23 protein-coding genes are annotated in these 24,935 nt (G+C 65.0%); 8 read left to right on the forward strand and 15 right to left on the reverse strand.

Annotation, left to right across the window (positions count from 1 at the left end; genetic code table 11):
* Positions 1-154 precede the first annotated feature (154 nt).
* The 12 genes from trpA to prmB all read right to left on the reverse strand — a co-directional run bounded on the left by trpA (position 155) and on the right by prmB (position 13,290).
* A complete protein-coding gene (gene trpA / locus LG367_RS08010; protein WP_226468721.1) occupies positions 155-964 on the reverse strand; it encodes a tryptophan synthase subunit alpha in 810 nt (269 codons plus the stop codon).
* Between the two features lie 61 nt (positions 965-1,025).
* Positions 1,026-1,331 carry an NIPSNAP family protein gene (locus LG367_RS08015; RefSeq protein WP_226468722.1) on the reverse strand — a complete coding sequence of 102 codons (306 nt, stop codon included), beginning with the start codon at positions 1,329-1,331 and terminating at the stop codon, positions 1,026-1,028.
* 24 nt (positions 1,332-1,355) lie between these two features.
* Positions 1,356-2,612, reverse strand: a complete 1,257-nt coding sequence (trpB, locus tag LG367_RS08020) for a tryptophan synthase subunit beta (protein WP_226468723.1) — start codon at positions 2,610-2,612, stop codon at positions 1,356-1,358.
* A 320-nt stretch (positions 2,613-2,932) separates the two neighbouring features.
* Complete coding sequence (locus LG367_RS08025) at positions 2,933-3,586, reverse strand: phosphoribosylanthranilate isomerase (protein WP_226468724.1); 654 nt, start codon at positions 3,584-3,586, stop codon at positions 2,933-2,935.
* 78 nt (positions 3,587-3,664) lie between these two features.
* The gene (truA, locus tag LG367_RS08030) at positions 3,665-4,453 is read right to left on the reverse strand and encodes a tRNA pseudouridine(38-40) synthase TruA (protein ID WP_226468725.1); all 789 of its coding nucleotides are present in this window, start codon (positions 4,451-4,453) and stop codon (positions 3,665-3,667) included.
* 44 nt (positions 4,454-4,497) lie between these two features.
* Entirely contained in the window at positions 4,498-6,396 is a 1,899-nt protein-coding gene (locus LG367_RS08035) for a FimV/HubP family polar landmark protein (RefSeq protein WP_425490937.1), read from the reverse strand.
* Between the two features lie 137 nt (positions 6,397-6,533).
* Positions 6,534-8,417: a FimV/HubP family polar landmark protein gene (locus LG367_RS08040; protein WP_319004007.1), complete on the reverse strand. Its 1,884-nt coding sequence runs from the start codon at positions 8,415-8,417 to the stop codon at positions 6,534-6,536.
* 220 nt (positions 8,418-8,637) lie between these two features.
* Positions 8,638-9,660 (reverse strand): aspartate-semialdehyde dehydrogenase, encoded by a 1,023-nt coding sequence (locus LG367_RS08045; RefSeq protein WP_226468726.1) that lies wholly within the window; start codon positions 9,658-9,660, stop codon positions 8,638-8,640.
* 179 nt (positions 9,661-9,839) lie between these two features.
* Positions 9,840-10,838 (reverse strand): 2-hydroxyacid dehydrogenase, encoded by a 999-nt coding sequence (locus tag LG367_RS08050; RefSeq protein ID WP_226468727.1) that lies wholly within the window; start codon positions 10,836-10,838, stop codon positions 9,840-9,842.
* Positions 10,831-11,928 carry a chorismate synthase gene (aroC, locus tag LG367_RS08055; protein WP_226468728.1) on the reverse strand — a complete coding sequence of 366 codons (1,098 nt, stop codon included), beginning with the start codon at positions 11,926-11,928 and terminating at the stop codon, positions 10,831-10,833. The genes LG367_RS08050 and aroC overlap by 8 nt, the downstream gene beginning before the upstream one ends.
* 83 nt (positions 11,929-12,011) lie before the next feature.
* A complete protein-coding gene (locus LG367_RS08060) occupies positions 12,012-12,302 on the reverse strand; it encodes a GIY-YIG nuclease family protein (protein WP_226468729.1) in 291 nt (96 codons plus the stop codon).
* Positions 12,303-12,372: 70 nt separating this feature from the next.
* Positions 12,373-13,290 (reverse strand): 50S ribosomal protein L3 N(5)-glutamine methyltransferase, encoded by a 918-nt coding sequence (gene prmB / locus LG367_RS08065; RefSeq protein ID WP_226468730.1) that lies wholly within the window; start codon positions 13,288-13,290, stop codon positions 12,373-12,375.
* 168 nt (positions 13,291-13,458) lie between these two features.
* On the opposite strand from prmB, the gene LG367_RS08070 reads away from it, so the two are divergent.
* Both LG367_RS08070 and asd read left to right on the forward strand, forming a co-directional pair.
* On the forward strand, positions 13,459-14,103 hold the full coding sequence (locus tag LG367_RS08070; protein WP_226468731.1) for an SCO family protein: 645 nt from the start codon (positions 13,459-13,461) through the stop codon (positions 14,101-14,103).
* Entirely contained in the window at positions 14,100-14,945 is an 846-nt protein-coding gene (asd, locus tag LG367_RS08075; RefSeq protein ID WP_226468732.1) for an archaetidylserine decarboxylase, read from the forward strand. Before LG367_RS08070 ends, asd begins: the two co-directional genes overlap by 4 nt.
* Before the next feature lie 24 nt (positions 14,946-14,969).
* Here asd and LG367_RS08080 read toward each other — a convergent pair whose 3' ends face one another.
* Positions 14,970-15,650, reverse strand: a complete 681-nt coding sequence (locus LG367_RS08080; RefSeq protein ID WP_226468733.1) for a lysoplasmalogenase — start codon at positions 15,648-15,650, stop codon at positions 14,970-14,972.
* A gap of 4 nt (positions 15,651-15,654) precedes the next feature.
* Positions 15,655-17,307, reverse strand: a complete 1,653-nt coding sequence (locus LG367_RS08085) for a transglycosylase SLT domain-containing protein (RefSeq protein WP_226468734.1) — start codon at positions 17,305-17,307, stop codon at positions 15,655-15,657.
* A 149-nt stretch (positions 17,308-17,456) separates the two neighbouring features.
* Between LG367_RS08085 and LG367_RS08090 the strand changes: the two genes are divergently transcribed.
* From LG367_RS08090 to greB, 3 genes are all read left to right on the forward strand, one after another.
* Positions 17,457-18,989: a helicase HerA-like domain-containing protein gene (locus LG367_RS08090; RefSeq protein WP_226468735.1), complete on the forward strand. Its 1,533-nt coding sequence runs from the start codon at positions 17,457-17,459 to the stop codon at positions 18,987-18,989.
* 22 nt (positions 18,990-19,011) lie between these two features.
* On the forward strand, positions 19,012-19,497 hold the full coding sequence (locus LG367_RS08095) for a hypothetical protein (RefSeq protein WP_226468736.1): 486 nt from the start codon (positions 19,012-19,014) through the stop codon (positions 19,495-19,497).
* Between the two features lie 152 nt (positions 19,498-19,649).
* A complete protein-coding gene (gene greB / locus LG367_RS08100) occupies positions 19,650-20,156 on the forward strand; it encodes a transcription elongation factor GreB (RefSeq protein ID WP_226468737.1) in 507 nt (168 codons plus the stop codon).
* 6 nt (positions 20,157-20,162) lie between these two features.
* Here the strand turns inward: greB and rimO are convergent, their stop codons facing one another.
* Positions 20,163-21,515: a 30S ribosomal protein S12 methylthiotransferase RimO gene (gene rimO / locus LG367_RS08105; protein WP_226468738.1), complete on the reverse strand. Its 1,353-nt coding sequence runs from the start codon at positions 21,513-21,515 to the stop codon at positions 20,163-20,165.
* A gap of 143 nt (positions 21,516-21,658) precedes the next feature.
* On the opposite strand from rimO, the gene LG367_RS08110 reads away from it, so the two are divergent.
* From LG367_RS08110 to LG367_RS08120, 3 genes are all read left to right on the forward strand, one after another.
* Positions 21,659-22,333 carry a dienelactone hydrolase family protein gene (locus tag LG367_RS08110; protein ID WP_226468739.1) on the forward strand — a complete coding sequence of 225 codons (675 nt, stop codon included), beginning with the start codon at positions 21,659-21,661 and terminating at the stop codon, positions 22,331-22,333.
* Between the two features lie 21 nt (positions 22,334-22,354).
* Complete coding sequence (locus LG367_RS08115; RefSeq protein ID WP_226468740.1) at positions 22,355-22,786, forward strand: HIT domain-containing protein; 432 nt, start codon at positions 22,355-22,357, stop codon at positions 22,784-22,786.
* Between the two features lie 101 nt (positions 22,787-22,887).
* On the forward strand, positions 22,888-24,935 hold a 2,048-nt coding region (locus tag LG367_RS08120; RefSeq protein WP_226468741.1), incomplete at its 3' end, for a hypothetical protein.

A 24,935-nucleotide genomic window follows, 5' to 3' on the forward strand; every position in this document is an offset into this window, starting at 1 on the left:
CAGGCTGATGAGGAACGCACACCTGTGCATTCCTGAAGTCGCTGGCCTGGCGCCGCTCGTTGCCTGACGAATCAAATGCTTGCGGACCTGATTCGCCGGCATTGCCATCCCCTGCCGTACTGTGGAATGTCGCTCGCGGCCGCTATACGGCCGTTCAAAACGTGCGATCCAGCGCCTCCCGCAGCGGCGCGAGGAAGGCCGTGGCCCTGGCGACCGCGTCACCGACGTCCCTGGCATCCGCGAGCGACGCGACCAGCGCGCTGCCGACCACGACGCCATCGGCATCGACCGCCATCGCCGCGGCGCTGGCGGCATCCTTGATACCGAAGCCGGCGACGACCGGCGCGCTGCTGGCGGCGCGGATCGCGCGCAGGCGTTCGGAGGCGGCGGCGGTGTCGAGACGTTCCGAGGCGCCGGTCACACCCGCGAAGCTGACGTAGTACAGATAGCCCTGCGCATGCCCGCACAGCCATGACAGCCGCGCCTCGCTCGTGGTCGGCGATGCCAGCAGGACGAGGGCGATGCCGTGCGCGGTGAAGGCATCGCGGAACGGCGCGGCTTCTTCCGGTGGCAGATCCACCAGCAGGACGCCGTCGACGCCGGCCTGCGCGGCATCGGCGGCGAAGCGTTCGGCGCCGCGAATCTCGATGGGGTTCAGGTATCCCATCAGTACCACCGGCGTGTCGGCATCGCGCTCGCGGAACGCGCGCACGCTCTCGAGCACGAACGCGAGCCCCGCCCCGCGCGCCAGCGCGCGCTCGGAACTGCGCTGGATGGTGGGGCCGTCGGCCATCGGATCGGAGAACGGCACGCCGAGTTCGATCACGTCGGCGCCTGCTTCGACCAGTGCGTGCATCACCGGCACGGTGGCTTCGAGCGAAGGATCGCCCGCGGTGATGAAAGGCACCAGGCCCTTCCGGCTCTCCTGCTTCAGCTTGGCGAAACGAGCGTCGATGCGGTTCATGCGTTATGGAAGCCTTTTTTGAGAACTGTCCGCTTGAGTGGGGACAGGAAGTCCGTGACGTCTATTCGAATACCGGACGGAAGAAGCTACGTTCGTAGCTGAGAAAACACCGAGTCTCTTCCGCATACCGGAATGCCGCCTTGCACTCGGGATCCTCGAACGATTTCGTTCTGTATTCCTCATAAGAGGCAAGCGAGGGAAACGAGAAAAGCGCGAGCGCGATGTTGTTCGCGCCTTCCGACGGCAGGAAATACCCATGATGCTTGCCGCCGAACTTCTCGACGAGCGGAATCCACATCTTTCCGTACCGCTCGAACTCGCTGAGCTTCGCCGGATCGAGAACGTAGCGAATATGGCAGGTGATCATGTCTGGGATGCGCCGCAAGGATGATTACAGGAGAATATTTTCGCGCGCAGCGATGGTGTGCACGTCCTTGTCGCCACGTCCCGACAGGTTGCACAGCACCAGCTTGTCCTTCGGCAATTCGCGCGCCAGCTTGATCGCCTGGGCGATCGCATGACTGGATTCGAGCGCGGCGAGAATGCCTTCGGTTTTCGCCAGCAGATGGAAGGCGGCCAGCGCCTCGTCGTCGGTGACGCCGACGTATTCGGCGCGGCCGGTGTCGGCGAGGAAGGCGTGCTCGGGGCCGACGCCCGGATAATCCAGTCCCGCCGATACCGAATGCGTCTCGGTGATCTGCCCGTCGTCGTCGCAGATCACGTAGGTGCGATTGCCGTGCAGCACGCCTGGACGGCCGGCGGCGATCGAGGCGGCGTGTTTGCCGCTGGCGATGCCCTCGCCCGCCGCCTCTGCACCGACGACGCGCACGTCGCGATCGTTGAGGAAGGCGTGGAACAGGCCGATCGCATTGCTGCCGCCGCCGACGCAGGCGGTGATGGCGTCCGGCAGGCGACCGTACTCGGCCAGCATCTGCGCGCGCGCCTCGCGGCCGACCACGGCGTTGAAGTCGCGCACCATGCGCGGATACGGATCGGGCCCGGCCACGGTGCCGATGATGTAGAAAGTGTCGCGCACGTTGGTGACCCAGTCGCGCATCGCTTCGTTCAAGGCGTCCTTCAGCGTGGCCGAGCCGCTGTGCACCGGCACCACGGTCGCGCCGAGCAGGCGCATGCGGTAGACGTTGATCTTCTGCCGTTCGATGTCGGTGGCGCCCATGTACACCACGCATTCCAGGCCCAGGCGCGCGGCGACGGTGGCGCTGGCGACGCCGTGCTGGCCGGCGCCGGTCTCGGCGATGATTCGGGTCTTGCCCATACGGCTGGCGAGCAGTGCCTGGCCGATGGTGTTGTTGATCTTGTGCGCGCCGGTGTGGTTCAGGTCCTCGCGCTTGAGCAGGATGCGGGCGCCGCCGACGTGTTCGCTGAGCCGCGTGGCCTCGTAGATCGGGCTCGGACGGCCGACGTAATGGGCGAGATCGCGCTCGAAGGCTTCGATGAAGGCCGGATCGACACGCGCGGCGTCGTAAGCGGCGGCGAGTTCCTCCAGCGGGCCCATCAGCGTTTCGGCGACGAAGCGTCCGCCGTAGCGCCCGAAGTGGCCGTTGGCGTCGGGATACTGGTTGTAATCGATCACCGCGCCTGACGCGGCTTGAGGGACATGCTGATGAGGAGCAGGCTTGGGGGACATGATGTTCTCCGGAACCGGTGCGCCGCGGCCACGGCGGACATGATGGGGCCAGACAGGCTGCGGGAGGTTTTACGGTGATCGGCTAATCGGCTGAAAGGCCGATGCCGAGCGCGGTACGTCGAGGCGACGCGGCGGTTATCGAACGGCCGCCGCGGGCACGCGGCGCCAGCGTCGCAAGGAGCGACCGAAGGGCGATGGCGGGCGGTTCGAGGATTTCATGGCGTGGGCATAGCCTACACAATCCCGGGCGTTTTCGTCTTGACACGCCGCCGTCGTCATTTATCCGAACTCAATTGCCGGAAATCGTCGGTTGTCGGGGATCAATTATCGGAATCCGCCGCCCGCACCGCCTCGACGAAGCGCCGCATCTTGTCACCGTCCTTGAAGCCCGGCGCGCTTTCGATGCCGCTGGCGACGTCGACACCCCAGGGCCGCACCGCCCGAATCGCATCGGAGACGTTGTCGGGCGTGAGGCCGCCGGCGAGCAGATAAGGTTTCTGGATGCCGGCCGGAATGCGCGTCCAGTCGAAGGTCTTGCCGCTGCCGCCACTACCGCCGCCGACGTGGCTGTCGAACAGGAATCCGGCCGCCGAGGGATAGCGCACGTGCAAGGTCGCGAGCGCGTGATCGCTGGTCTCGTCGCCCATCGCGATCGCCTTGAGATACGGCACGCCGAAGCTGCGGCAGAACACCTCGTTCTCGTCGCCGTGGAACTGCAACAGGCTCGGCCGCACCTGACGCACGACATTGCGCACTTCATCGGCCGGGTTGTCCTTGAACAAGGCCACCGAATCCACCAGCGGCGCCAGCGCCTGCCGGATCGCCCTCGCCTCCTCGGCCACGACCCGGCGCTTGCTTTCCGGCGCGAACACGAAGCCGACCGCATCCACACCCAATTCGCAGGCCAGTCGCACGTCACCGGCACGGGTGAAGCCACAGAACTTGATGCGTGTGCGAAACAAAGGACGTGCCATCGCTTGACCGATTTTCCGGATGGCGGGAGCGTAACCCCTTTTACGCGGCACCCTTAAAACTCTAGCGACAACAAATAGTTACACCGCCCGGGTCACTTCTTCGGGTAGCCCCCACTGCGGCGGGTATAGCGGCCCGAGGAACACCAGCCCGGTCGGCGGCGCGGTCGGTCCGGCGACGGTGCGATCCCGTCCGGCGAGCAGTTCGGCGATCCATGCTTCCGGCTTCTCGCCGCGTCCGACCATCAACAAGCTGCCGACGATATTGCGCACCATGTGATGCAGGAAGGCGTTGGCCTGGACTTCGACCTCGACGAGATCGCCGTCCCGGCGCACCGAGATCGCCTGCAGATCGCGGCGCGCATGCGGCGCCTGGCAATGCACGGTGCGGAAAGCGGAAAAATCGTTCTCGCCGAGCAGCGCCTGCGCGGCGCGATGCATGGCGTCGGTATCGAGCGGGCGCCGTTCCCAGGTCAGATAGTGGCGCTGCAACGCCGGCCGCATCGGACGGTTGAGGATGCGATAGCGGTAGCGCCGCGCCCGCGCGGAAAAACGTGCGTGAAAATCGTCGGCCACCGGCAGGCACCAGCGCACGCACACCGCGTCCGGAAGCTGCGTGGTCGTGCCGAGCACCCAGGCACGCGGGTCGCGCGGTGCGTCGCTGTCGAAGTGCACCACCTGGCATTGCGCATGCACGCCGGCATCGGTGCGGCCGGCGCAGATGGTGTCGACGCGCGTGTTGGCGACGTAGGACAGCGCCTGCTCCAGTCGCGTCTGGACAGTCCCGTCGTCACCTTCTCCAGGCTGGCTGAGGCGCTGCCAGCCGAGGAATTCGGCGCCGTCGTATTCGACGCCCAACGCATACCGCATCGTCAGCATCCATCCATGCGCGTGCGCAATCGCCTGGTTGGCGATTACAGGTCGCGCAGCATACGCCCGGCTTGGCTGCGGGCGGCCACGTTCTCGCTGGCCGCTACTTCCAGCAGCAGGGTACGAGCGGTGTCGACGTCGCCGAGGTCGATGTAGGCGCGGGCGAGTTCGAGGCGGTCGTCGGCGATGGGTTCGGCATCCGCGATTGTCGCGGTCGAGGCGACCGCGTTGGCGGTAGCAGCAGCGGTGACGGAATCTCCGGCATGCCAGGTGGGCGTGCGCACGGCTGTCCGAGAGCCCGCGCCCGCGGCCGCCACCATGGCCGCGGCACGGTCATCACTGCCTTCATTAGGAGTGTCGCGCGCGGTGATTTCCTCGAGCGTCGGTGCGCTGTCGAAAGACGAACGCCTCGGCTGCGGCACCGGCTTGCGGCGACGGAACAGCAGCCACGCCAGCAATGCGACCACGACGGCACCGGTCAGCCACGGCCACAGTGCGATCGGCGTGTCCTTCGAGGTCGGCGGCGGCGCGGCGGTCGCGGTCTGCTGCTGCGCGGCCAGCTTGCTCTGCGCGGCGGTCAGGGCGCTGTCCTTCATCGCGATCAGCTTTTGCTGATCTTGCTGCAGTTTCTCCAGCTCGGCGACGCGCGCCTTCAGTTCCTGCACCTCGGCCTCGCGCGCGGCAAGCGTTTCCTGCGCCTGTTGCACGTTCTCTTGTCGCAGCATGTCGCCTCCGCCCTTCGCATCGAGCCCGGACTGAGTGCCGGCTTGCTTCCCGCCGTCACCGGACGGCGGCACGATTTCCAACCGCGCGTCGGCGGCGCGCGGCGCGGCCGCGGCCTTGGCCGGCTTGTTTTCAGCCGCCACGGCTTTGTTGGCCGCTGCCTGCGGCGCCGTTTGGCCGGCCGACGCCGGTTTGTCGGCGGCATCGCCTTCCGCGCCAGCCACGGCCACCGGCTGCTGCACCGGCTTGCGCATGCCATCGCGCCATTTGCTGATCTGCTCGCGCACCAGCGTGCGCGCCTCGGCGGCGCTGTGCTCCGACAACTGCCCGGCCTGCGGCACGCGCAAGGTCGCGCCGGTGCGCAGTAGGTTGATGTTGCCGCCGATGAAGGCGTCCGGATTGGCGCGCAGCAGCGCCAGCATGGTCTGGTCGAGCGAATAGCCTTCGACGCCGAGGCTGCCGGCAATGGCGGAGAGCGTGTCGCCCGCCTTGGTCGGGCCGTATTCGTCGCCGGACACCGGCTTCGGTGCCTGCGCTGCCTCGGATTTCACCGCGCCGGAAGCGGGCGCGGCCGGCGTGACCGCGTTGTCGGCCGGCTTTTCGAGCGGCGCGGCGACGACGGGTTTGGATGCGGATGCGGATTCAGCTTCCGGGGATGTCGGCTTGGCTTCCAGCTCCGCGGGCGGCGTTTCCTGCGCGGTCGCAGGTTCGGCCGGGGCCGGTTCGCGCTCGATCGTGTTGGACGCTCCCGAGGTCGGCGCTTCGATCGCCGGCTGCAAGGGTGCCGAGACCGTGCGCGGCGCATCGAGCAGCGCGGAATATTCGCGCACCAGCCTGCCCTGCCCCCAGTCCACTTCGACCAGGAAGGTCAGCAGCGGCTGCTGCACCGGCGCGTCGGTGGTGACGCGGATGACGGGCTGGCCGCGGGCGTCCAGCGCGACGGTGAACTTGAGATCGGAGACCAGCCCGCGCGGCGGCGCCAAGCCGATCCGGGCGAAGGTTTCCGGCGAAGCCAGACGCGCCTGCAGGTTCTCGAGTTCGGAAGGATCGCTGGAGACGATCGGGATCTCGGCCAGCAGCGGCTGCCCCGCCTGCGACTTCACCTGGATCTGCCCGAGCCCGAGCGCGAAGGCAGGGCCGGCCAGCAACGCGAACGTCGCCGCCAGCGCGGCGATCAATGCTTTGCGCATTGCCGCGGTGATCATGTTTCCCCGGGTCATGCGGCGCACTCTAGCCGCGCACGCCATTGATCCGCAACGTTTTCATGGCGCGGGTTTCAGGATTCGCGGCTTCGTGCCGCTTTCGCCTTCGCATGCCATCGCACGCGCGGGCGGGACGGGAATGGCACTCCCGCCCCTCACTCATCGAGCGCCTGCAGCAATCGCGTCGCGGCTTCGCGGGCGGTCTCGTCGTTGCTCTCGGCGACGTCCTGCAGCAGGCGGCGACCCGCCTCGAAATCGCCGAGATCGAGATAGGCCTGCGCCAAACGGATGCGCTTGAGGCCGTCGGATGCGGCCGCGCCGCTCGAGAGCGGGCCCGTGCCGCCACGGCCGTGCCAGGTGGGCGCGGCGGTAGTGAGCGCAGCAGTCGTGGGCGCTTCCGGTTCCGCGACGGCGGGGGACGGTACCGCGTTGGCGAGCGCCTCGGTGTCGAAGCTGCGGCGCGTGGGCGGCGTTGCCGAGCCGCGCAGCCGCGAGATCAGCCAGACCAAGGCAAGGATCACGACCAGGGAGATCATCAGCCAAGGCCAGATCGGCGCGCGGTCGGCGGTGGGGGCGTTCGCGGCTTCGCGCTTCTGCGCAGCGCCGGTGTTGCGCTGGGCGGACGCCAGTTCGGTGCCCTGCAGCTCGATCAGCTTCTGCTGGTCCTGCTGGATCTTCTCCAGGCCGGCGAGGCGGCTCTTCAATTCCTTGATTTCGGCATCGCGCGAGGCCAGCGTTTCCTTGGTCTGTACCAATGTCTGCTGCAATTCGCTGCCACTGCCACCGGCGGCGATGCCGCTGCGCGTGCCCGCCACGGCGCGTTCGGCGGCCGAGGCGGCCGGCACGATCTCGAGACGCGCGCTGGCGACGCGCTTGTCCGGCTTGGCCGGAGCGGCCGCCATGACACCGGGCTTCACGGGCGCGGCGGCCGGCAGCGTCGGCGGACGCGGCGGTTCGCCCGCCAGCGCGGCCGGTTGCGGCGTGGTCGGATGTCCGCCACGCCACTGGTTGATCTGATCGCGCACCATGATCGCGGCCTGGGCGGCGCTGAAGCGCGAGAGTTCGGCTTCGGTCGGCGCGTGCAAGGTCGTGCCCTTGCGGATCAGATTGATGTTGCCGCCGATGAAGGCGCCGGGATTGGTGCGCAGCAAGGCCAGCATGACCTGATCGCGCGAGTAGGTGTCAGGCACCATGGTCGCGGCGATCTTGCTCAGGTTGTCGCCCGCCTTGACCGGGCCGTAATCACCGGACTTGCGCTCGGTCGCGGGCGCGGCGGCCTGCTGCGGTTTCGGCGCGGGCGCGGCGGCGGGCACCGGTTTCTTCGCGGCGACGGCTGGCGCGTCCGGCTTCGCCTTCGGCTCCGGCTTGGGCTCAGGTTTGGGTTTGGGTTCGGGCTTCGGTTCCGGCTTGGGTTTCGGTTTCTCTTTCGGCGCTACCGCGACCTCGTTCTTGGCGACGGCCTGCTCGCGTGGCTTGGCGACGACGGCCGGCGGCGGCGTGACCTGCAGCGGAACGGGTGCCGGCAGCGAAGCCGGCGGCAAGGCCGCTTTCTTGTCCCCCGCCAGCGGAATGGCTTCCGGCAGGGTCGGCGCCGGCTCGGACTGACGGGCGATGAGGTTCGACGGCCCCGCCACTGGCGCCTGGATCACCGGCGGCGTCGACGCCATCAGCGTATTGGGCGTGCCCAGCGACACCGAGTACTCGCGGACCATGCGGCCGCTGCCCCAGTCCACCTCGATCAGGAAGGTGAAGAAGTCCTCCTGCACCGGCGCCGACGTGGTGATGCGGATCACCGACTTGCCGCGCTTGTCCTTCACCACGGCGAAGCGCAGATCGGCCACTACGCCGTGCGGGCGCTGCAGGCCGACGCGCGCGAAGGTCACTGCCGAGGCCAGCTGCGCCTGTACCTTCTCCAGCTCGGCCGGATCGGTGGCGACGATGGGGATCTCGGCCAGCAGCGGCTCCCCGATCCGCGACTTGATCGCGATCTGGTCGACGTCGAGCGCATGTGCTGGTGCAGTCGCAAACGCAGCCGCCACCAGGGCCGAAGCCAATATTCCCCGCTTCCATCCAGTCCCGCTCACGCAGGCCCCTCCTCCTTCGATGCGAGCGTGACTTTAGCCCCTCTCCCACCAGAGCGGGAGAGGGGTTGGGGCGATGGCGTACTGTCGGGCAGGCCTGACGACCTTCCCCGGGCTCACATTCCCCAGCCGTTTGGCATGCGGATTCGCGCTCCCGCGCGCGGGAGCTAGGAGTTCTCTATTCCGCCGCGACCAGCTCGGCGATCTGCACCGCGTTCAGCGCGGCACCTTTGCGGATGTTGTCGGAGACGATCCACAGATTGAGCCCGCGCGGGTGCGACAGATCCTCGCGAATGCGGCCGACGTAGACGGCATCGTTGCCCGAGGCATGCGTCACCGGCGTTGGATAGCCACCCGGCTTGCGCTCGTCCACCACTTCCACGCCCGGCGCCGATTTCAGCAGTTTGCGCGCCTGCTCCGGCGTCACCTTGGTCTTGGTCTCGATGTGTACTGCTTCGGAGTGGCCGTAGAACACCGGCACGCGCACCGCGGTCGGGTTCACCTGGATGCTGTCGTCGGCGAGGATCTTGCGCGTCTCCCAGACCAGCTTCATCTCTTCCTTGGTGAAACCGTTGTCGAGGAATTCGTCGATGTGCGGGATCAGGTTGAAGGCGATCTGCACTGGGAAGCGCTGCGGATCCGCGTCCTGGAAGTTCAGCAGTGCGCCGGTCTGGCGGCCGAGTTCCTCCAGCGCCGAACGGCCGGCGCCCGAGACGGACTGGTAGGTCGCCACGTTGATGCGTTCGATGCCGTACTCGCGATGGATCGGCGCCAGCGCCACCAGCATCTGCATGGTCGAGCAGTTCGGATTGGCGATGATGCCGCGCGGACGCTGACGCGCCGCATCCGGATTCACTTCGCTCACCACCAGCGGGACGTCGTCGTCGTAGCGGAAGGCGGAGCTGTTGTCGATCACCACCGCGCCGGCGGCGGCGAACTTCGGCCCGTATTCCTTGGAGATGGAGCCGCCCGCGGAAAACAGCGCGATGTCCACGCCCTTGGGATCGAACGTCGCCAGGTCCTGCACCACCACGTCGCTGTTGCCGAATTTCACTTTCTCGCCGGCCGAGCGCTCGCTGGCCAGGGCGATGAGTTTGCCGACCGGGAATTTGCGCTCGGCCAGGATGTTCAGCATGGTTTCGCCGACAGCGCCCGTGGCGCCGACGACCGCGACTGTGTAGCGACGACTTTCGTTGCTCATGTGGGAAAAGGAAGTTTGCGGATGGGGGGCGTCGAACTTCGACTCGCTCTCCTCGCCACTGCATCGACGCGGGATTCGGAGGTATCGACGTTTCGACAGCATACGGCACCGCAACCCGTCTGCGCGGGCGCGGCGATAGAAATTTTTGGCATGAGGCAGAAACTCCTGCCCGTGCTGTTTCAGCGCTGGAGCGCGTCCGCGTTCACCGGCGTCGGCGGACGTCCCGCGTCGGGACCAAATCCCAGGGCCGCGATCAGATTGTCCACGGCCAGGCTCACCATCGCCCGCCGCGTCGCCAGGCTGCCGCTGCCGATGTGCGGCGTGAGCACGACATTGTGCAGCGCCAGCAGGCGCGGATTGATCGCCGGCTCGCCTTCGAACACGTCGAGTCCGGCTGCGGCGAGACGGCCGCCGGCCAGCGCGTCGGCCAACGCGTTCTCATCGATCAAGCCGCCGCGGGCGACGTTGCTCAGCGTCGCGTTCGGTTTCATCTTCGCCAGCGCCGCGGCGTCGATGATGTGGTGACTCTGCGCGGAATACGGCAGCACCAGCAGCAGATGATCGGATTGCGCCAGCAGTTCGTCGAAGCCGACGTACTCGGCGCGGTACTCGCGCTCGACCGCTTCCGGCAGCCGACTGCGGTTGTGGTACAGCACGCGCATGCCGAATCCGCCCGCGCGCCGGGCGATGCCCTGCCCGATCCGCCCCATGCCGAGGATGCCGAGCGTGCTGCCGTGGATGTCCGCGCCCAGCAACGTGCTGAACGACCAGCCCTGCCAGTTGCCGGCACGCAGCCACTGCTCGGCCTCGGTGATGCGGCGCGCGGCCGCCATCATCAGGGTGAAACCGAGATCGGCCGTGGTCTCGGTGAGCACGTCCGGTGTGTTGGTGACCAGGATGCCGGCCCTCGACACCGCCGGCAGGTCGAGATTGTTGTAGCCGACCGCGACGGTCGAGAGCACGCGCAGGCGTGATGCGTCCGCGACTTCGGCCGCGCCGATCGGCTCGTTGAGCGTGATCAGCGCGCCGTCCGCATCGCGCAGGGCGGCAGCGATCCGATCCGGCGTGTGATCCACGACTTCGCGATTGGCGTCGACCTCGAAATATTCGTCGAGCCTGCCCACGATGTCGTCGAACAGTGGTTGCGAGACCCAGACTTTCGGTCGTCTATCACTCATTGCTGTTTGCAGGAATCCGAGGTGACACCTCGCCGACGTCTCCACATTGCGCGCGATGCCGCAACGCCTGATCCATCAGCACCAGCGCCAGCATCGCCTCGCAGATCGGCGTGGCGCGAATGCCGACGCAGGGATCGTGGCGGCCGGTAGTCACCACTTCCACTTCTTCGCCATGAATGTCCAGGCCATGTGCCGGCAAGCGCAGACTCGAAGTGGGCTTGAATGCCACCGACACCACTACCTGCTGGCCGGTGCTGATGCCGCCGAGAATGCCGCCGGCATGATTGGACAGAAAACCGGCGTGCGTGGCCTCGTCGCGATGCTCGCTGCCCTTCTGCGCCACGCTGGCGAAGCCGTCGCCGATCTCCACGCCCTTCACCGCGTTGATCGACATCATCGCCGCCGCGAGTTCGCCGTCGAGCTTGCCGTAGATCGGCTCGCCCCAACCGGGCGGCACGCCTTCGGCGACCACGGTGACGCGCGCGCCGACCGAATCGCCGGACTTGCGCAGCGCGTCCATATAGCTTTCCAATTCCGGCACCTGCTCCGCGCACGGCCAGAAGAACGGGTTGTCCTCGACAACATTCCAGTCATGCGCGCGCGGCAGCACGTCGCCGATCTGCGCCAGGTGTCCGCGTACGCGCACGCCGAAGCGCTCGGCCAGCCATTTCTTCGCGATCACCGCCGCGGCCACGCGCATGGTGGTCTCGCGCGCCGACGAACGCCCGCCGCCACGCGGATCGCGGATGCCGTATTTCTGCCAGTAAGTGTAGTCAGCGTGTCCCGGACGGAACTGCTCGACGATGCGGTCGTAATCCTTGCTGCGCGCGTCGGTGTTACGGATCAGCAACGCGATCGGTGTGCCGGTGGTGCGGCCTTCATAGACGCCGCTGAGGATTTCGATCTCGTCGGCCTCGCGCCGCGCGGAGGTATGCCGCGTGCGCCCGGTGGCGCGCCGCGCGAGATCGTGCGCGAAGTCTTCCGCGGCGATGGCGATGCCCGGCGGGCAGCCGTCGACCACGCAGCCGATCGCCGGCCCGTGCGATTCGCCGAAGGTGGTGACACGGAAGAGATGACCGAATGTATTCACGATTCGCCTTTGCTGTTGCTCGTCATTCCCGCGCCGGCGGGAATCGCTCTTCTGTTTTCACCTTCGGGAGCGACATGAACATCCTACCCGACAATCTCGCCCCACAAATCCCGCCACTCCGGATTCGCTTCCTGCACCAGGCGCAATTTCCACTCGCGATTCCATTTCTTCAGCTGTTTTTCCCGAAGCAATGCTGATTCCATGGTCCCGTGAAGCTCATACCAGACCAGCGTCGTGACGTTGTAGCGTTTGGTGAACCCATCGACCAAATGCTCCCGGTGTTGCCAGGTTCTGGCGACCAGATCGCTAGTGACGCCGATGTAGAGGGTGCCTCTTTTACCGGTTGCCAGGATATAGACGGCCGGTTGCTTCATCGCCGTTGTCAGGCTGGTTGAGTGCAAGAGCGATTCCCGCCGGCGCGGGAATGACGAGCCAACACTTACCTCACCCGCGCGCGTTCGCCAGCTCGCGGATGTGCGAGTGGTGCACGATCAGCTCCGAGCATTCCACCGCGAACACGCCCATCTGTCCGACCTTGAACTCGATCCAGGCGAATTCCACGTCCGGCAGCAGCTTCACCAGCGCGCGCTCGGACTCACCCACCTCGCAGATCAGCAGGCCATCCTCGCTCAGATGCAGCGGCGCGTCGCGCAGGATCTTCAGCACCAGGTCGAGGCCGTCGTCACCGGCGCGCAGGCCCATCTCCGGTTCGTAGGAGTATTCCTTCGGCAGCGCGTCGGTTTCGGCGTTGCTGACATAGGGCGGATTGCTGACAATCAGTTCGTAGTGCTGGCCGGACAATCCCGAGAACAGGTCCGACTTCAGCAGCCGCACGTTGTCGGCATGCAGGCGTTCCTTGTTGTCCTTGGCCAACGCCAGCGCGTCGTCGCTGAGATCGACGCCGTCGACGTGCCAGTCCGGGTTGTAGTGCGCCATGGCGATGGCGATGCAGCCCGATCCCGTGCACAGGTCGAGCGCGCGCCGCACTTCGCGGCCGCCGAGCCAGGGCTCGAAACCGTTCTCGATCAGTTCGGCGATCGGCGAACGCGGCACCAGCGCGCGCTTGTCGCTCTTGAAGCTCAGGCCGGCGAACCAGGTCTCGCCGGTCAAATACGAGGCCGGGATGCGCTCGTCGATACGGCGCGCGAACAAGGCCAGGATCTCCGCCTTCTCCGCCGCGGTCACGTGCGACTGCCCGTACACCGGCGGCAGATCGTGCGGCAGATGCAGCGTGTGCAGGACGAGCTGGGTGGCCTCGTCGAGGGCGTTGTCGTAACTGTGACCGAACGTCAGCCCGGCCGCGTTGAAGCGGCTGGCACCGTAGCGGATCAGGTCGATGATCGTGGTCAGTTCTGCGGTCATGGCCGGCGCGCGGCGGTGTCGGCGTTTGCGCCGGGCTCGGCAGTATAAGGGAACCCTCGCAGGAAGCCCTGGAATCGCTTCTCCGGCATGCGGATGCGTTCCGGGGCGTCCGCATGCCCGTCCGCGTATCATGACGGGCTTCGGAAACCGTCCTCATCGCGCACGCCCATGTTCAACCGCACCATCGCCATCGTCCTGATCGTCGCCCTCGCCGCCGGCCTGGGATTGCTGGTCTCGCAGAGGTTCTTCGGTGCGCGGGAAGCCACGGGGCCGGAACTGCAGACGGTCCGGCTGTTCCCGCAGCCGCGCGTGCTGCCGCCGTACTCGCTGCAGCAGTCCGACGGCACGCAACTGGTGCCGGGCGAACTCAAGGGTCATTGGACGCTGGTCTTCCTCGGCTTCACCTTCTGCCCCGACGTCTGCCCGACCACGCTCACCGAGCTGGCGCAGGCGCAGAAGCAGTGGGAATCCATTCCCGAGCCGACCCGGCCGCGCATTCTGTTCGTCTCCGCCGACCCCGAGCGCGACACGCCCGACCGCATCGGCGAATACGCGCACGCCTTCCACCGCGACACGCTGGCCGCCACCGCCGACATTCCGGCGCTGGAGAACTTCGCGCGCTCGCTCTCGCTCGTCTTCGCCAAGGTGCCCGCGCCGGCGGGCGCACCGGCCGACCAGTACACGATCGACCATTCCGCCACGATTGCTTTGCTCGATCCGCAGGGGCGGATGGCCGGCGTGATCCAGCCGCCACTGCAACCCAAGGCGATCGCCGCCGACCTCATCGCGCTGACCAAGGCTCCGGGACGATGAGTCTGGTCACCAGCCTCACCTACGTCCTGCCCCATCGCTTCCTGTCCTCGCTGGCCCGCGGGCTGGCGTATTCGCGCAGCCCTTGGCTCAAGCAGTGGCTGATCGACACGGTGACGAAGCGCTTCGGCGTCGACCTGTCCGAGGCGGCCGAACCCGATCCCAACGCCTACCCCACCTTCAATGCCTTCTTCACGCGCGCCCTGAAGCCCGGCGCGCGCACGCCGGACGCCGATCCGCGCGCGCTGCTGATGCCGGCCGACGGCCACATCAGCCAGTGCGGCGCGATTGAGGGTGGGCGCATCTTCCAGGCGAAAGGACAGTCGTTCACCGCCACCGAACTACTGGCCGACGCGACCGCCGCCGCCCCGTTCTCCGACGGCCTGTTCGCGACCGTTTACCTGTCGCCGCGCGACTACCACCGTGTGCACATGCCCTGGCGCGGCCGGCTGCTGGAAACCGTGCATGTGCCGGGCCGTTTGTTCAGCGTCGGCACCGACGCGGTGAAGCACGTGCCGCGATTGTTCGCGCGCAACGAGCGCCTCGTCTGCCACTTCGAAACCGACTTCGGCCCGATGGCGGTGGTGATGGTCGGCGCGCTGCTCGTCTCCGGCGTGGAAACCGTCTGGAGCGGCGTGGAGATTCCGCGCTATGCCAATGCCGTGACCCGAAAGGATCATCGTGACGAGAACATCGTGCTCGATCGCTTCGCGGAAATGGCGCGCTTCAATTACGGCAGTACCGTGATCGTGCTGCTGCCGCCGCAGGTGGCGCAACTGGCGCCGAATCTGCTCGCGGAATCGCCAGTCAAGCTGGGCGAACGTCTGGCGACGATGACGGTCTGAGCACGCGACAAACGCTGCGGTTCTTCATGCGTCCGAGCGCGCGATCCGTTCGTCCGGCATGACCGAAAGACCGATCAGGACTTGCGCGGTCCAATACGCGCCCAGCACGACCGCGCTGGCGGCGGCGAACGGCGCCGCGAAGCGGTCAATCGCCAGGACCGCATCCGACAACACGAACACTCCGCCACCCAATGCCGCCAACGCCGTGGCGCGTCCTCGGCGATGCCGCCAGACGGCGGCCGCTTGCGCAGCCATGCCGGCAAGCACCATCACATAGATCACGACCGGAACCTGCAGTTGCGCCGGCAACGATGGCCACAGGATCGCCAGCACCGCGCCAGCCACCACGGCGTAGGCCAAGAACGGCCACCATGTGATCGCCAAGCGCGCCCGCCTGGTAAACGCGACGAGATAGGCGAGATGCGCGAGCAGGAAACTCGCCAGACCGTGCACGAACCAGTCCGGCGACAGCATCAGGAAAACATCGCCCAGCGTCGACAGCAGCAGGCCGATGACGATCGCGCGGCGGTATCCCGATTCAGTACTGGCGAAGCTCAGTGCAAGCGCGACGATCAACAGCGTCGTCAGCGGCTTGAAGATCAGATGCAGCCAGCGCAGATCGCCGACGTAGGCACCGACGATCGCCAGCATCGCACTGATCGCGATCGCGACGATCCGCGGTCGCGGCAGTGCGGCCGGCGTCATCGCGCTATTCCCTGCAACCGCTCAGCTTCAACTTCTGCCCGGCATGCACCGCATAACGCGGCGCCTTGATGCCGTTGGCCTTCGCCAGCGACTTGGTATCGCAGGAATATTTCTGCGCGATCGACACCAGCGTGTCACCACGGGAGACACGATGCTCGCGGGGACGCTTGCGCGATGACGAAGCCGGTTTCTCGACTGCCGACTTCGCGGCCGACAACGTCCCTGCGCCGGCATCGGCAGCGCCGATACCGGCCGTGGGTCCGGCGGGCGCACCGACCAGGCCGGTCGGCGGTGCCACCGGCAGCGACTCCACTGGCCCGGTACGCACGATCGCGCTGGCGGGGTCGCTCATCACCAGTTGCTTGGCCAGCTGCGCGCGCGGCCCGCTGACGCAATGGCGGTTGTACAGGCTGACCATGCGCGTGGTCGCGTTCAAGCTCGTGCCCGCGGGCAGCCAGCTGTCGGACTGATAGCGCGGATTGAGATTGCGCAATGCGCGCATGAAGCCTTCGCGCGTGCCGCCGTTGCCGAGGCAGATCGTCAGTTCATAAATCGATGCGGGTTGCTGCAGGCGCAACTGCGCCGGCTTGGTCTCCACCTTCGGGAAGGTCAGACCGTATTTCTTCGGATGCAGGAACAGCCAGGCGGCCGCGATCACCATCGGCACGTAATCGCGCGTCTCGGCCGGGAACTGGTTGTAGACGTCCGCATCCCAGAAACCGCGCCCGCCGCTGTTGTTGTACACGCGCAGCGCCCGACCCTCGCCACCGTTGTAGGCGGCCAGCGCCATTTCGATGCTGCGGTTGAGTTCACCCATGCGCTCGTTGAGATAGGCGGCGCTGGCCTCGGCGGCGGCGTGCGGGTCGTAACGGGTGTCGAAACCGGTGCCGTCGGGGCCGAGACCGAAGCGCAATCCGGTGGCGTACATGAACTGCATCGGCCCGGCCGCGCCCGCGCGCGAGGTGACGTGCACCTTGCCGTTGGATTCCTTGGCCATGATGCCGAACAGCAGCGCCTCGGGCAGGCCCGCGCGCTCGTACGAGGGCCACATCTGCTGGCGCATGTATTCGTAGTTCTCGTAGCTCTGGATCAGCGAGCCGCGCATGTCGGTGAGCCAGCGGCGGATGCCGGCCTGCACCGCCGGGTTGTACTGCACCATCTTGTCGAAGCGATGGCTCCTGTCGTCGAGCAGGCTGGCGGCGCGCGCCGCCTCGGGCACGTCCGCGGTCAGGCCGACGTCGCCGGCGTGGTCGGGATCCGGATTCGTCGGATCGTCGGTATCGCCATCCTCGTCGCTGGCCTGCGCCGCCTCGGCATCGACGTTGAGCTTGAGCAGACGCTTGTAGGTGGTGAGCTGCTGTCCGACCTGACAGCCCTTCTGCTTGATGCAGGCGTCGATCACGTCCTCCATGTCCTCCAGCGCGGCATTGCTCTCGGGCACGCCGGTCGGGTCGTTGTTGCTGATCTTCACCAGCGCGTCGCGGTAGCGCTTCTCCGCGGCCGCCATGCGCTGGTTGATCATCTCGACATTGGTCGTATCACGCTTGGACAACGCCGACACAGCCGGAGAAGCCAGGATCAACACGAAGGCGGCGATCAAGGGCGCGGAGACGCGCTTTACAAGAGCAGGCGCCGAAAGGGCGACAAAAACGGGCATGGACGGCAAGGAAAGCAAAAGGGGGATGGAGGGTAGCCTCGTTACCGGGAGTGCGGCAACCGCAGCAAGTCATTGACGGCGCGGGGCCGGGCGGCCTCCCGGAATGGGCATGGCATAGAATCCTCTCCCTCCCCCAGACAGGCGCTCGTATGGACCCCATCCTCGTTGGCAAGGCCGTCACCACTGCGGACAGCGGCCAGGTCTTCCTGCTGCCGAAATTCGGCAACCGTCACGGTTTGGTCGCCGGCGCCACCGGCACCGGCAAGACGGTCACGCTGATGACGGTCGCCGAAGGCTTCTCGCGCCTGGGCGTGCCGGTCTTCATGGCCGACGTGAAGGGCGACGTGGCCGGCCTGGCCGCCGCCGGCACCAGCAACGAGAAGCTGCAGGAGCGGGTGCAGCAGATCGGCGTGGCCGATTACAAGAACGAAGCCAGCCCGGTCGTGTTCTGGGACCTGTACGGCAAGCTCGGCCATCCCGTGCGCAGCACCATCAGCGAGGTCGGCCCGACCCTGCTGGGACGCATCCTGGAATTGAACGACACCCAGTCAGGCGTGCTCGAGATCGTCTTCAAGCTCGCCGACGACAATGGCCTGCTGCTGCTCGACCTCGAGGACCTGCGCGCCCTGCTCGCCTACGCCAGCGAGAACCGCAAGGACATCTCGGCCAAATACGGCCTGATCAGCACGCAGTCGATCGGCGCCATCCAGCGCGCGCTGCTGCAGATCGAGCAGCAAGGCGGCGACCTGTTCTTCGGCGAGCCCGCTCTGGAACTGGCCGACATCATGCGCACCACCACCGACGGCCGCGGCGTGGTCAACATCCTCGCCGCCGATCAGCTGGTGCTGAAGCCGCGCCTGTATTCGAGCTTCCTGCTGTGGCTGCTCTCGGAACTGTTCGAGAACCTGCCGGAAGTGGGCGATCTCGACAAACCCAAGCTCGTCTTCGTCTTCGACGAAGCACATCTGCTCTTCGACGATGCCCCGCCCGCACTGCAGCAGCGCATCGAGCAGGTGGTGCGCCTGATCCGCTCCAAGGGCGTGGGCGTGTACTTCTGCTCGCAGTTCCCCGACGACGTGCCGGACAACATCCTCGGCCAGTTGGGCAATCGCGTGCAGCACGCACTGCGTGCCTTCACGCCGCGCGATCAGAAGGCGGTGAAGACCGCCGCCGAAACCTTCGTCGCCAATCCCAATCTCGACGTGGCCAAGACCATCGGCCAGCTCGGTACCGGCGAAGCGCTCGTCTCCACGCTGCAGGACAAGGGCGTGCCGATGCCGGTGGAAAAAACCCTGATCGCGCCGCCGCGCTGCCGCATGGGCGCGATCACCGAGGCCGAACGCAAGCAGGTCATCGCCGGGAGCCCGGTCGGCGGCAAGTACGACCAGACCGTGAACCGCGAATCGGCCGCTGAAAAGCTCGCCGCGCGTGTGGGCGGCGCCGAAGCTGGCGACGCATCCGCTCCTGCGCAGGCGCCCGCGCGTGGCCGCTCTGCTCCCGCCGCGCAGCAAGAAGAGGAAGGCGGCATCGGCCAGGTAGTGAAGGATGCCGTGTTCGGCACCAAGCGCCGCCAGGGCATGATCGAGACCATGGCCAAGCAGACCGCGCGCACCGTCGGCAGCCAGGTCGGCCGGCAGATCCTGCGCGGCATCCTCGGCGGCATTTTCGGCGGCAAGCGCTGATCCCTCTCTGGAGAACTCTTCGATGAAGCATTCCCTGATCGCAATCGCCCTGTGCTCCCTGCTTCTGTCGGTTGCCGCATGCAAGCGCGAACCTGCCGAAACGCCGGCCGCCGCCGCGCCCGACACGGCAACCGCAGCACCCACGGCCGACGCGGCAGCCGCCGTCGATGCCGCGCATGACACGGACGTCATTTCGGAAGTCGATCACGCCACGACACCCGCGGGCATCGACGTGAAGGCCTTCGCCGGACATTTCAGCGGCGACGACATCGCGCTCGAACTCAAGGCCGACGGCAACTTCGCATTGAGCGGCGGCGCCGTCGCCGCGCCGATCGACGGCACCTGGACCGCCGAGGACAACGGCAAGCGCATCCGCCTCGACCCGAACAGCAAGTCCGAGAAAGACTGGCTGCTCGCCGTCAACTCCAACGACGAACTGCAGGCGCTCGACGATGAAGGCAAGGTGCCGAAGAACGCGCCCGCCGGCAGTCTCAAGCGCGTGAAATAATCCGGAAAACGCGCTGAAGCGATCGAGCGACCCACGAAAGGCAAGTGGTGCGCCTCGATCGTGAGCCGGGACGAAATCAACCTCCTCGGCAGCAAGAACGCTGCGTACGTCCCGCTCCACAGCATCAAACGCAAACCAACGACCGGACAGGCATGACCCGCTGGCGACCGCCCGCAGAAAAAAGCACCGCACTGATCACGCCGGAAGGCCAGGCGCGGCTGAAGAGCGAACTCGACGAACTCTGGCGCGTGAAGCGTCCGGAAGTGGTGCGCGCACTCGCCGCGGCCGCCGCCGAAGGCGACCGCTCCGAGAACGCCGAATACACCTATCGCAAGAAGCAGCTCGGCGAGATCGATCGCCGCGTGCGTTATCTCAGCAAGCGCCTGGAAACCCTGCGCGTCGTCGACACCCCGCCCTCCGACCGCGAAGCCGTGTTCTTCGGTGCCAATATCGAGTTGGAAGACGCCGCCACTGGCGAGCTTTCGCGCTACCGCATCGTCGGCCCCGACGAAACCGATGCCAAGCGCGGCTGGATCAGCATCGATTCGCCGCTGGCCCGCGCCCTCTTGAAGAAACGCATCGACGACGAACTGGAAGCCGCGCTTCCGGGCGGCATGCGCAAGTTCTACATCGTCGATGTGAACTACGGATCAGGCTGAGGCGCTTCAGTCCGTGGCTTCGACTTCGCCGTAAAGATCGTGCTCGTCGCTGCCCATGATCCGCACCGAGACGAAATCGCCGGGCTTCAGCCCCGCCTCAGCACCATCCTGGATCTGGACCAGCCCGTCGATCTCCGGCGCATCCGCGGTCGAGCGCGCGATCGCAAGCTCGCCATCGATCGCATCCACCAGACACTGCTGCACGGTCCCTACCTTGGCTTCCAGCTTGGCCGTGCTGATCTCGGCCTGGCGCTCCATGAAACGCGCCAGACGCTCCTGCTTCACATCTTCCGGTAGCGCATCCGGCAGATCGTTGGCCTTCGCGCCCTCGACCGGCGAATAAGCGAAGGCGCCGACGCGATCCAGCTGCGCTTCGTCGAGGAAATCCAGCAACTCCTCGAACTCGGCCTCGGTCTCGCCCGGGAAGCCGACGATGAAAGTCGAACGGATGGTGATATCAGGACAAATGTCGCGCCAGCGATGGATACGCTCCAGCGTCTTGCCCACGGCGCCTGGACGCTTCATCAGCTTGAGCACGCGCGGGCTGGCGTGCTGGAACGGAATGTCGAGATACGGCAGCAGCTTTCCTTCCGCCATCAGCGGAATGATCCCGTCCACGTGCGGATACGGATAGACGTAGTGCAGACGCGTCCACACGCCAAGTTCCGACAGCCCTTCGCACAAGGCCTGCATGCGCGTCTGATAGGACTTTCCGCGCCACTCACGCTCGGCGTATTTCACGTCGACACCGTAGGCGGACGTGTCCTGCGAGATCACCAGCAGCTCGCGCACGCCGCCGCGCACGAGACGTTCGGCCTCGCGCAGCACATCGTCGACCGGCCGCGATACCAGGTCGCCGCGCATCGAGGGAATGATGCAAAAGCTGCAGCGATGGTTGCAGCCTTCCGAAATCTTGAGATACGCGTAATGCTTCGGCGTGAGCTTGATTCCGATCTCGTCGTCTTCGGCCACACGGCGCGGCACCAGATCGATGAACGGATCATGCTTCGGCGGCAGCGCGCGATGCACGGCTTCCATCACGCTGCCGTAATCCTGCGGGCCGCTGATCGACAGCACGTCGGGATGCGCCTCGCGAATCACTTCCTGGCGCTTGCCCAAACAGCCGGTGACGATGACCTTGCCGTTCTCGGCCATGGCCTCGCCGATCGCATCCAGCGATTCGGTCACCGCCGAGTCGATGAAACCGCAGGTGTTCACCACCACCACGTCGGCCGCGTCATAGCTCTGCACGATGTCGTAGCCCTCCACGCGCAGCTGCGTGAGGATGCGTTCGGAGTCGACCAGGGCTTTGGGGCAGCCGAGGCTGACGAAACCGACTTTGGGATTGGCTAGGGACATGGGACCGGAGTGTTTGGCGAGGCGAAATTATAGCGGCCCGCGACCGCGAAACCTCCCGTTTCCGCCTCGGCACAGCCAGGACGGCGCCCAACAGGATTTTTCGGGAGGCTTCGCTAGAATCCGCCCATAGCTGAGGTACGCGCATGGGCGAGAAAATCCAAATCGAAGTCGCGGGAATCGGCCAGGTTGACGGCTGGCTGGCCCGGCCATCAGGCTCGCCACGCGGCGCGCTGGTGGTGATCCAGGAGATTTTCGGCGTGAATGCCCACATTCGCGAGGTGACCGACGGATTCGCGGCGGACGGCTATTACGCCCTCGCTCCGGCGCTATTCGATCCGGCCCTGAAAGACGTGGAACTCGCCTACGATGCAGCCGGCGCCGCGCGAGGTGTCGAGCTTCGCAACACGGTCGGATTCGAACGGGCCGTGGCGATCGTCGAGGCCGCGGCGGCGCGATTGCGAGCCATGCCATCGGTACATGCGGTGGGCGCCGTCGGTTACTGCTGGGGTGGCAGCGTCGCCTTTCTCGCCAATACGCGACTGGGATTACCGGCCGTGAGCTATTACGGCGCACGCACCGTTCCGTTCCTGGACGAAACCCTGCGTGCCCCGATGCTGTTCCATTTCGGCGAGCGCGATCGCAGCATCTCTCCCGATGACGTCGAACTGCATCGACTGAAACAACCGACCGCCGCTATCCACCTCTATCCGGCCGATCACGGCTTCAATCGCGACGCCAGCCCAGAGATCTACGCGCCCGAGAGTGCCGATCTCGCGCGCCGCCGCACTCTGAAATTTTTCGAACGCACGTTGCGCTGAGCACTCCTGGGGAGGACACCAATGTCACACAAGCAAGCCCAGCCCACGCGTTATGAACTGCACCCGCAACTGGCCGCCGACACGCATCCCGTCATCGCGCTCGCCTTGTGCGAATTGCGATTGATGGACGACAGCAACTATCCCTGGCTGGTGCTGGTACCTCGCGTTCCCAACGCGCATGAACTGATCGACCTCGACAGCGACCAGCGCCGCCAGCTGACCGAGGAAATCGATCTCGTCTCACGCCTGCTCCGCGACCAGTTCCGCCCCTTCAAACTCAACGTCGCCGCGCTCGGCAACCTCGTGCCGCAACTGCACGTGCACGTCATCGCCCGCTTCGAACACGACCCCGCCTGGCCCGCGCCGGTGTGGGGGCGCGTGACCGCAAAACCCTATACTCCCGAAGCGCTGGTCGATCGCATCAATGCGTTGCGTGAAGGCCTGCTGCTCTGATTCCTGAATAGCGGGACTAGAAAACAAATTTCGGGCAAGATAATTGCACACCGCCGTCGGCGGCGAACAAAGGGGCATGGCCGTTTCGGCCGGACATCAAAATGCAATCAATCCAATCTGCAGCTATTCGAGGCTGGGGCCTCGGCCTTGTGCTGGTTTCTCTGGCTATCACGCCACTTGCACAAGCTCAGGTCGTTGAACCCTATCAAGAATATGGCAAGAAAGTTAAAGCCGCCGAGCGCGTCTCGCCTTTGACAAGCGAGCTTTTCGGGGAACAGATTAGCCTTTATAACGGCAGCACAACTTTCTCGATCGTAGATATCGACATCCCTGGGAACAATGCGTTACCGGTTACTTTGCGCCGCGTCTTTCGCGTTCAGCCCGGTCGAGTCGATAGCAATTTTGGAGGATTTGCGAACTGGGACATCGACGCCCCCTCAGTTGATGGAACTTTTTCTGATCTAAAAGGATGGGTGACCGCTGACTCAGGCCTCAACCGCTGCTCAAATCCAAGCCCACCAAGCCCCAACAATCAATATTTCACATCGAGTGATATTTGGTCGGGAAATAGACTCAACATCCCCGGCCAAGGAGCGAAGGTGCTTTTTAAGAACACTGAAGCAAAGGTTCCCAAGGTCCAAGACGGCAAAACTTACCCTTGGATTTCCCAAGGATATTATCAAGTAAGCTGCCTTTCTCAAATAAAGAATGGCTCTGGTGAAGGATTTTTAGCCTTAGCACCTACCGGCATCAAATACTACTTCGACTGGATGATAAAGCGTGAAGCGACAACACTGAAAAAACCATATATAAATGATGGCGAAGTCGAATCACGAGACCAATTGTTCTTGGCAGCCACAAAAGTAGAGGACCGCTTCGGCAACTGGGTAACTTATACTTACACTGGCGACAAACTCACCAGAATCGAATCAAGTGACGGACGATGGATCAACTTGTCTTACTCTGGAGGACAGATAACATCCGCATCATCATCTGCTGGCACATGGATTTACAACTATACATCTGCCCAATACCAGCAGCCTGGCGTAACATCCAGCTATCTCAGCAGCGTTGTCCGCCCTGATGGATCGAAATGGACCTATACCCTTAGTGGATATTTGTATTCACGATATTCCCCCTCTCTGTCTCCCGTTCCTGACTTCAGCCAAGAACCTGACGTTATGGAGTGCCCATCCCCTGGGGATCCTATAGGCGATCTGTCTTTGGTGATAGGGCATCCTTCCGGAGCGGCGGGAACATTCAAATTTTCTTATATTCGACATTATCGAACACGCGTTCCAAAAATGTGCAACGCATGGGCGATTGGCCCAGAAACTGGTTATTACGAGTTACGAATACCCAATTATTCTGACAATTTCACATTACTAAGCAAATCTATCTCCGGTGTTGGTATTCCCACACAGGAGTGGAAATACCACTACGGCCCTGTTCAGCCATTTGGTTTTTGCAAAAGAGACGGGACATGTGCCGACACAACCTATTGCCCTCCTGGCGAAGAATGCCCCAGTGGAGTGGACTCCAAGTACGTATCTATCACTGCCCCTGATAACACCCGTACTCGCCATAAATTTGGTATTCAATATGGCATCAATGAAGGGCGACTCCTTTCTTCAGATGTATTGGACGCTAGCTTTACTCGAAAATCGACCAATAACAGCTATTACACCCCTACCTCAACAGATCCATTCTCAGAACGGATTGGCGAACAAATCGCAGACCCAACCTTCGATCCTATAGCCAACCTAATCATACCTATCCGCTCCGTAGACATCAGCCAAGACGGGGCATCGTTCAATAGCACTACATCCACTTTCGATGCATTTGCTCGTCCTTTGAACGTGACCAAGTCCAGCTCGCTGGGCTACAGCCGCAGCGAGACGACGGCGTACTCGGATCATTTGTCGAAGTGGGTGCTAGGCCAGGTCAAGTCCGTGACCTGCACAGCCTCGGTACCGGCCAGTTCAGCTTGCGACGGCGATGTGATGTCGCAGACCGACTACGACGCAACGACCGCGCTGCCGCTGCGTAACTACGCCTTCGGCAAGCTCAAGCAGACCTTGACCTACAACACCGACGGCACGGCCGCCACGGTGAAGGACGGCAACAACAACGTCACCACGCTCTCGAG

This window comes from Luteimonas panaciterrae, assembly GCF_020511115.1.
GTDB classification, from domain to species: Bacteria; Pseudomonadota; Gammaproteobacteria; order Xanthomonadales; family Xanthomonadaceae; genus Luteimonas; species Luteimonas panaciterrae.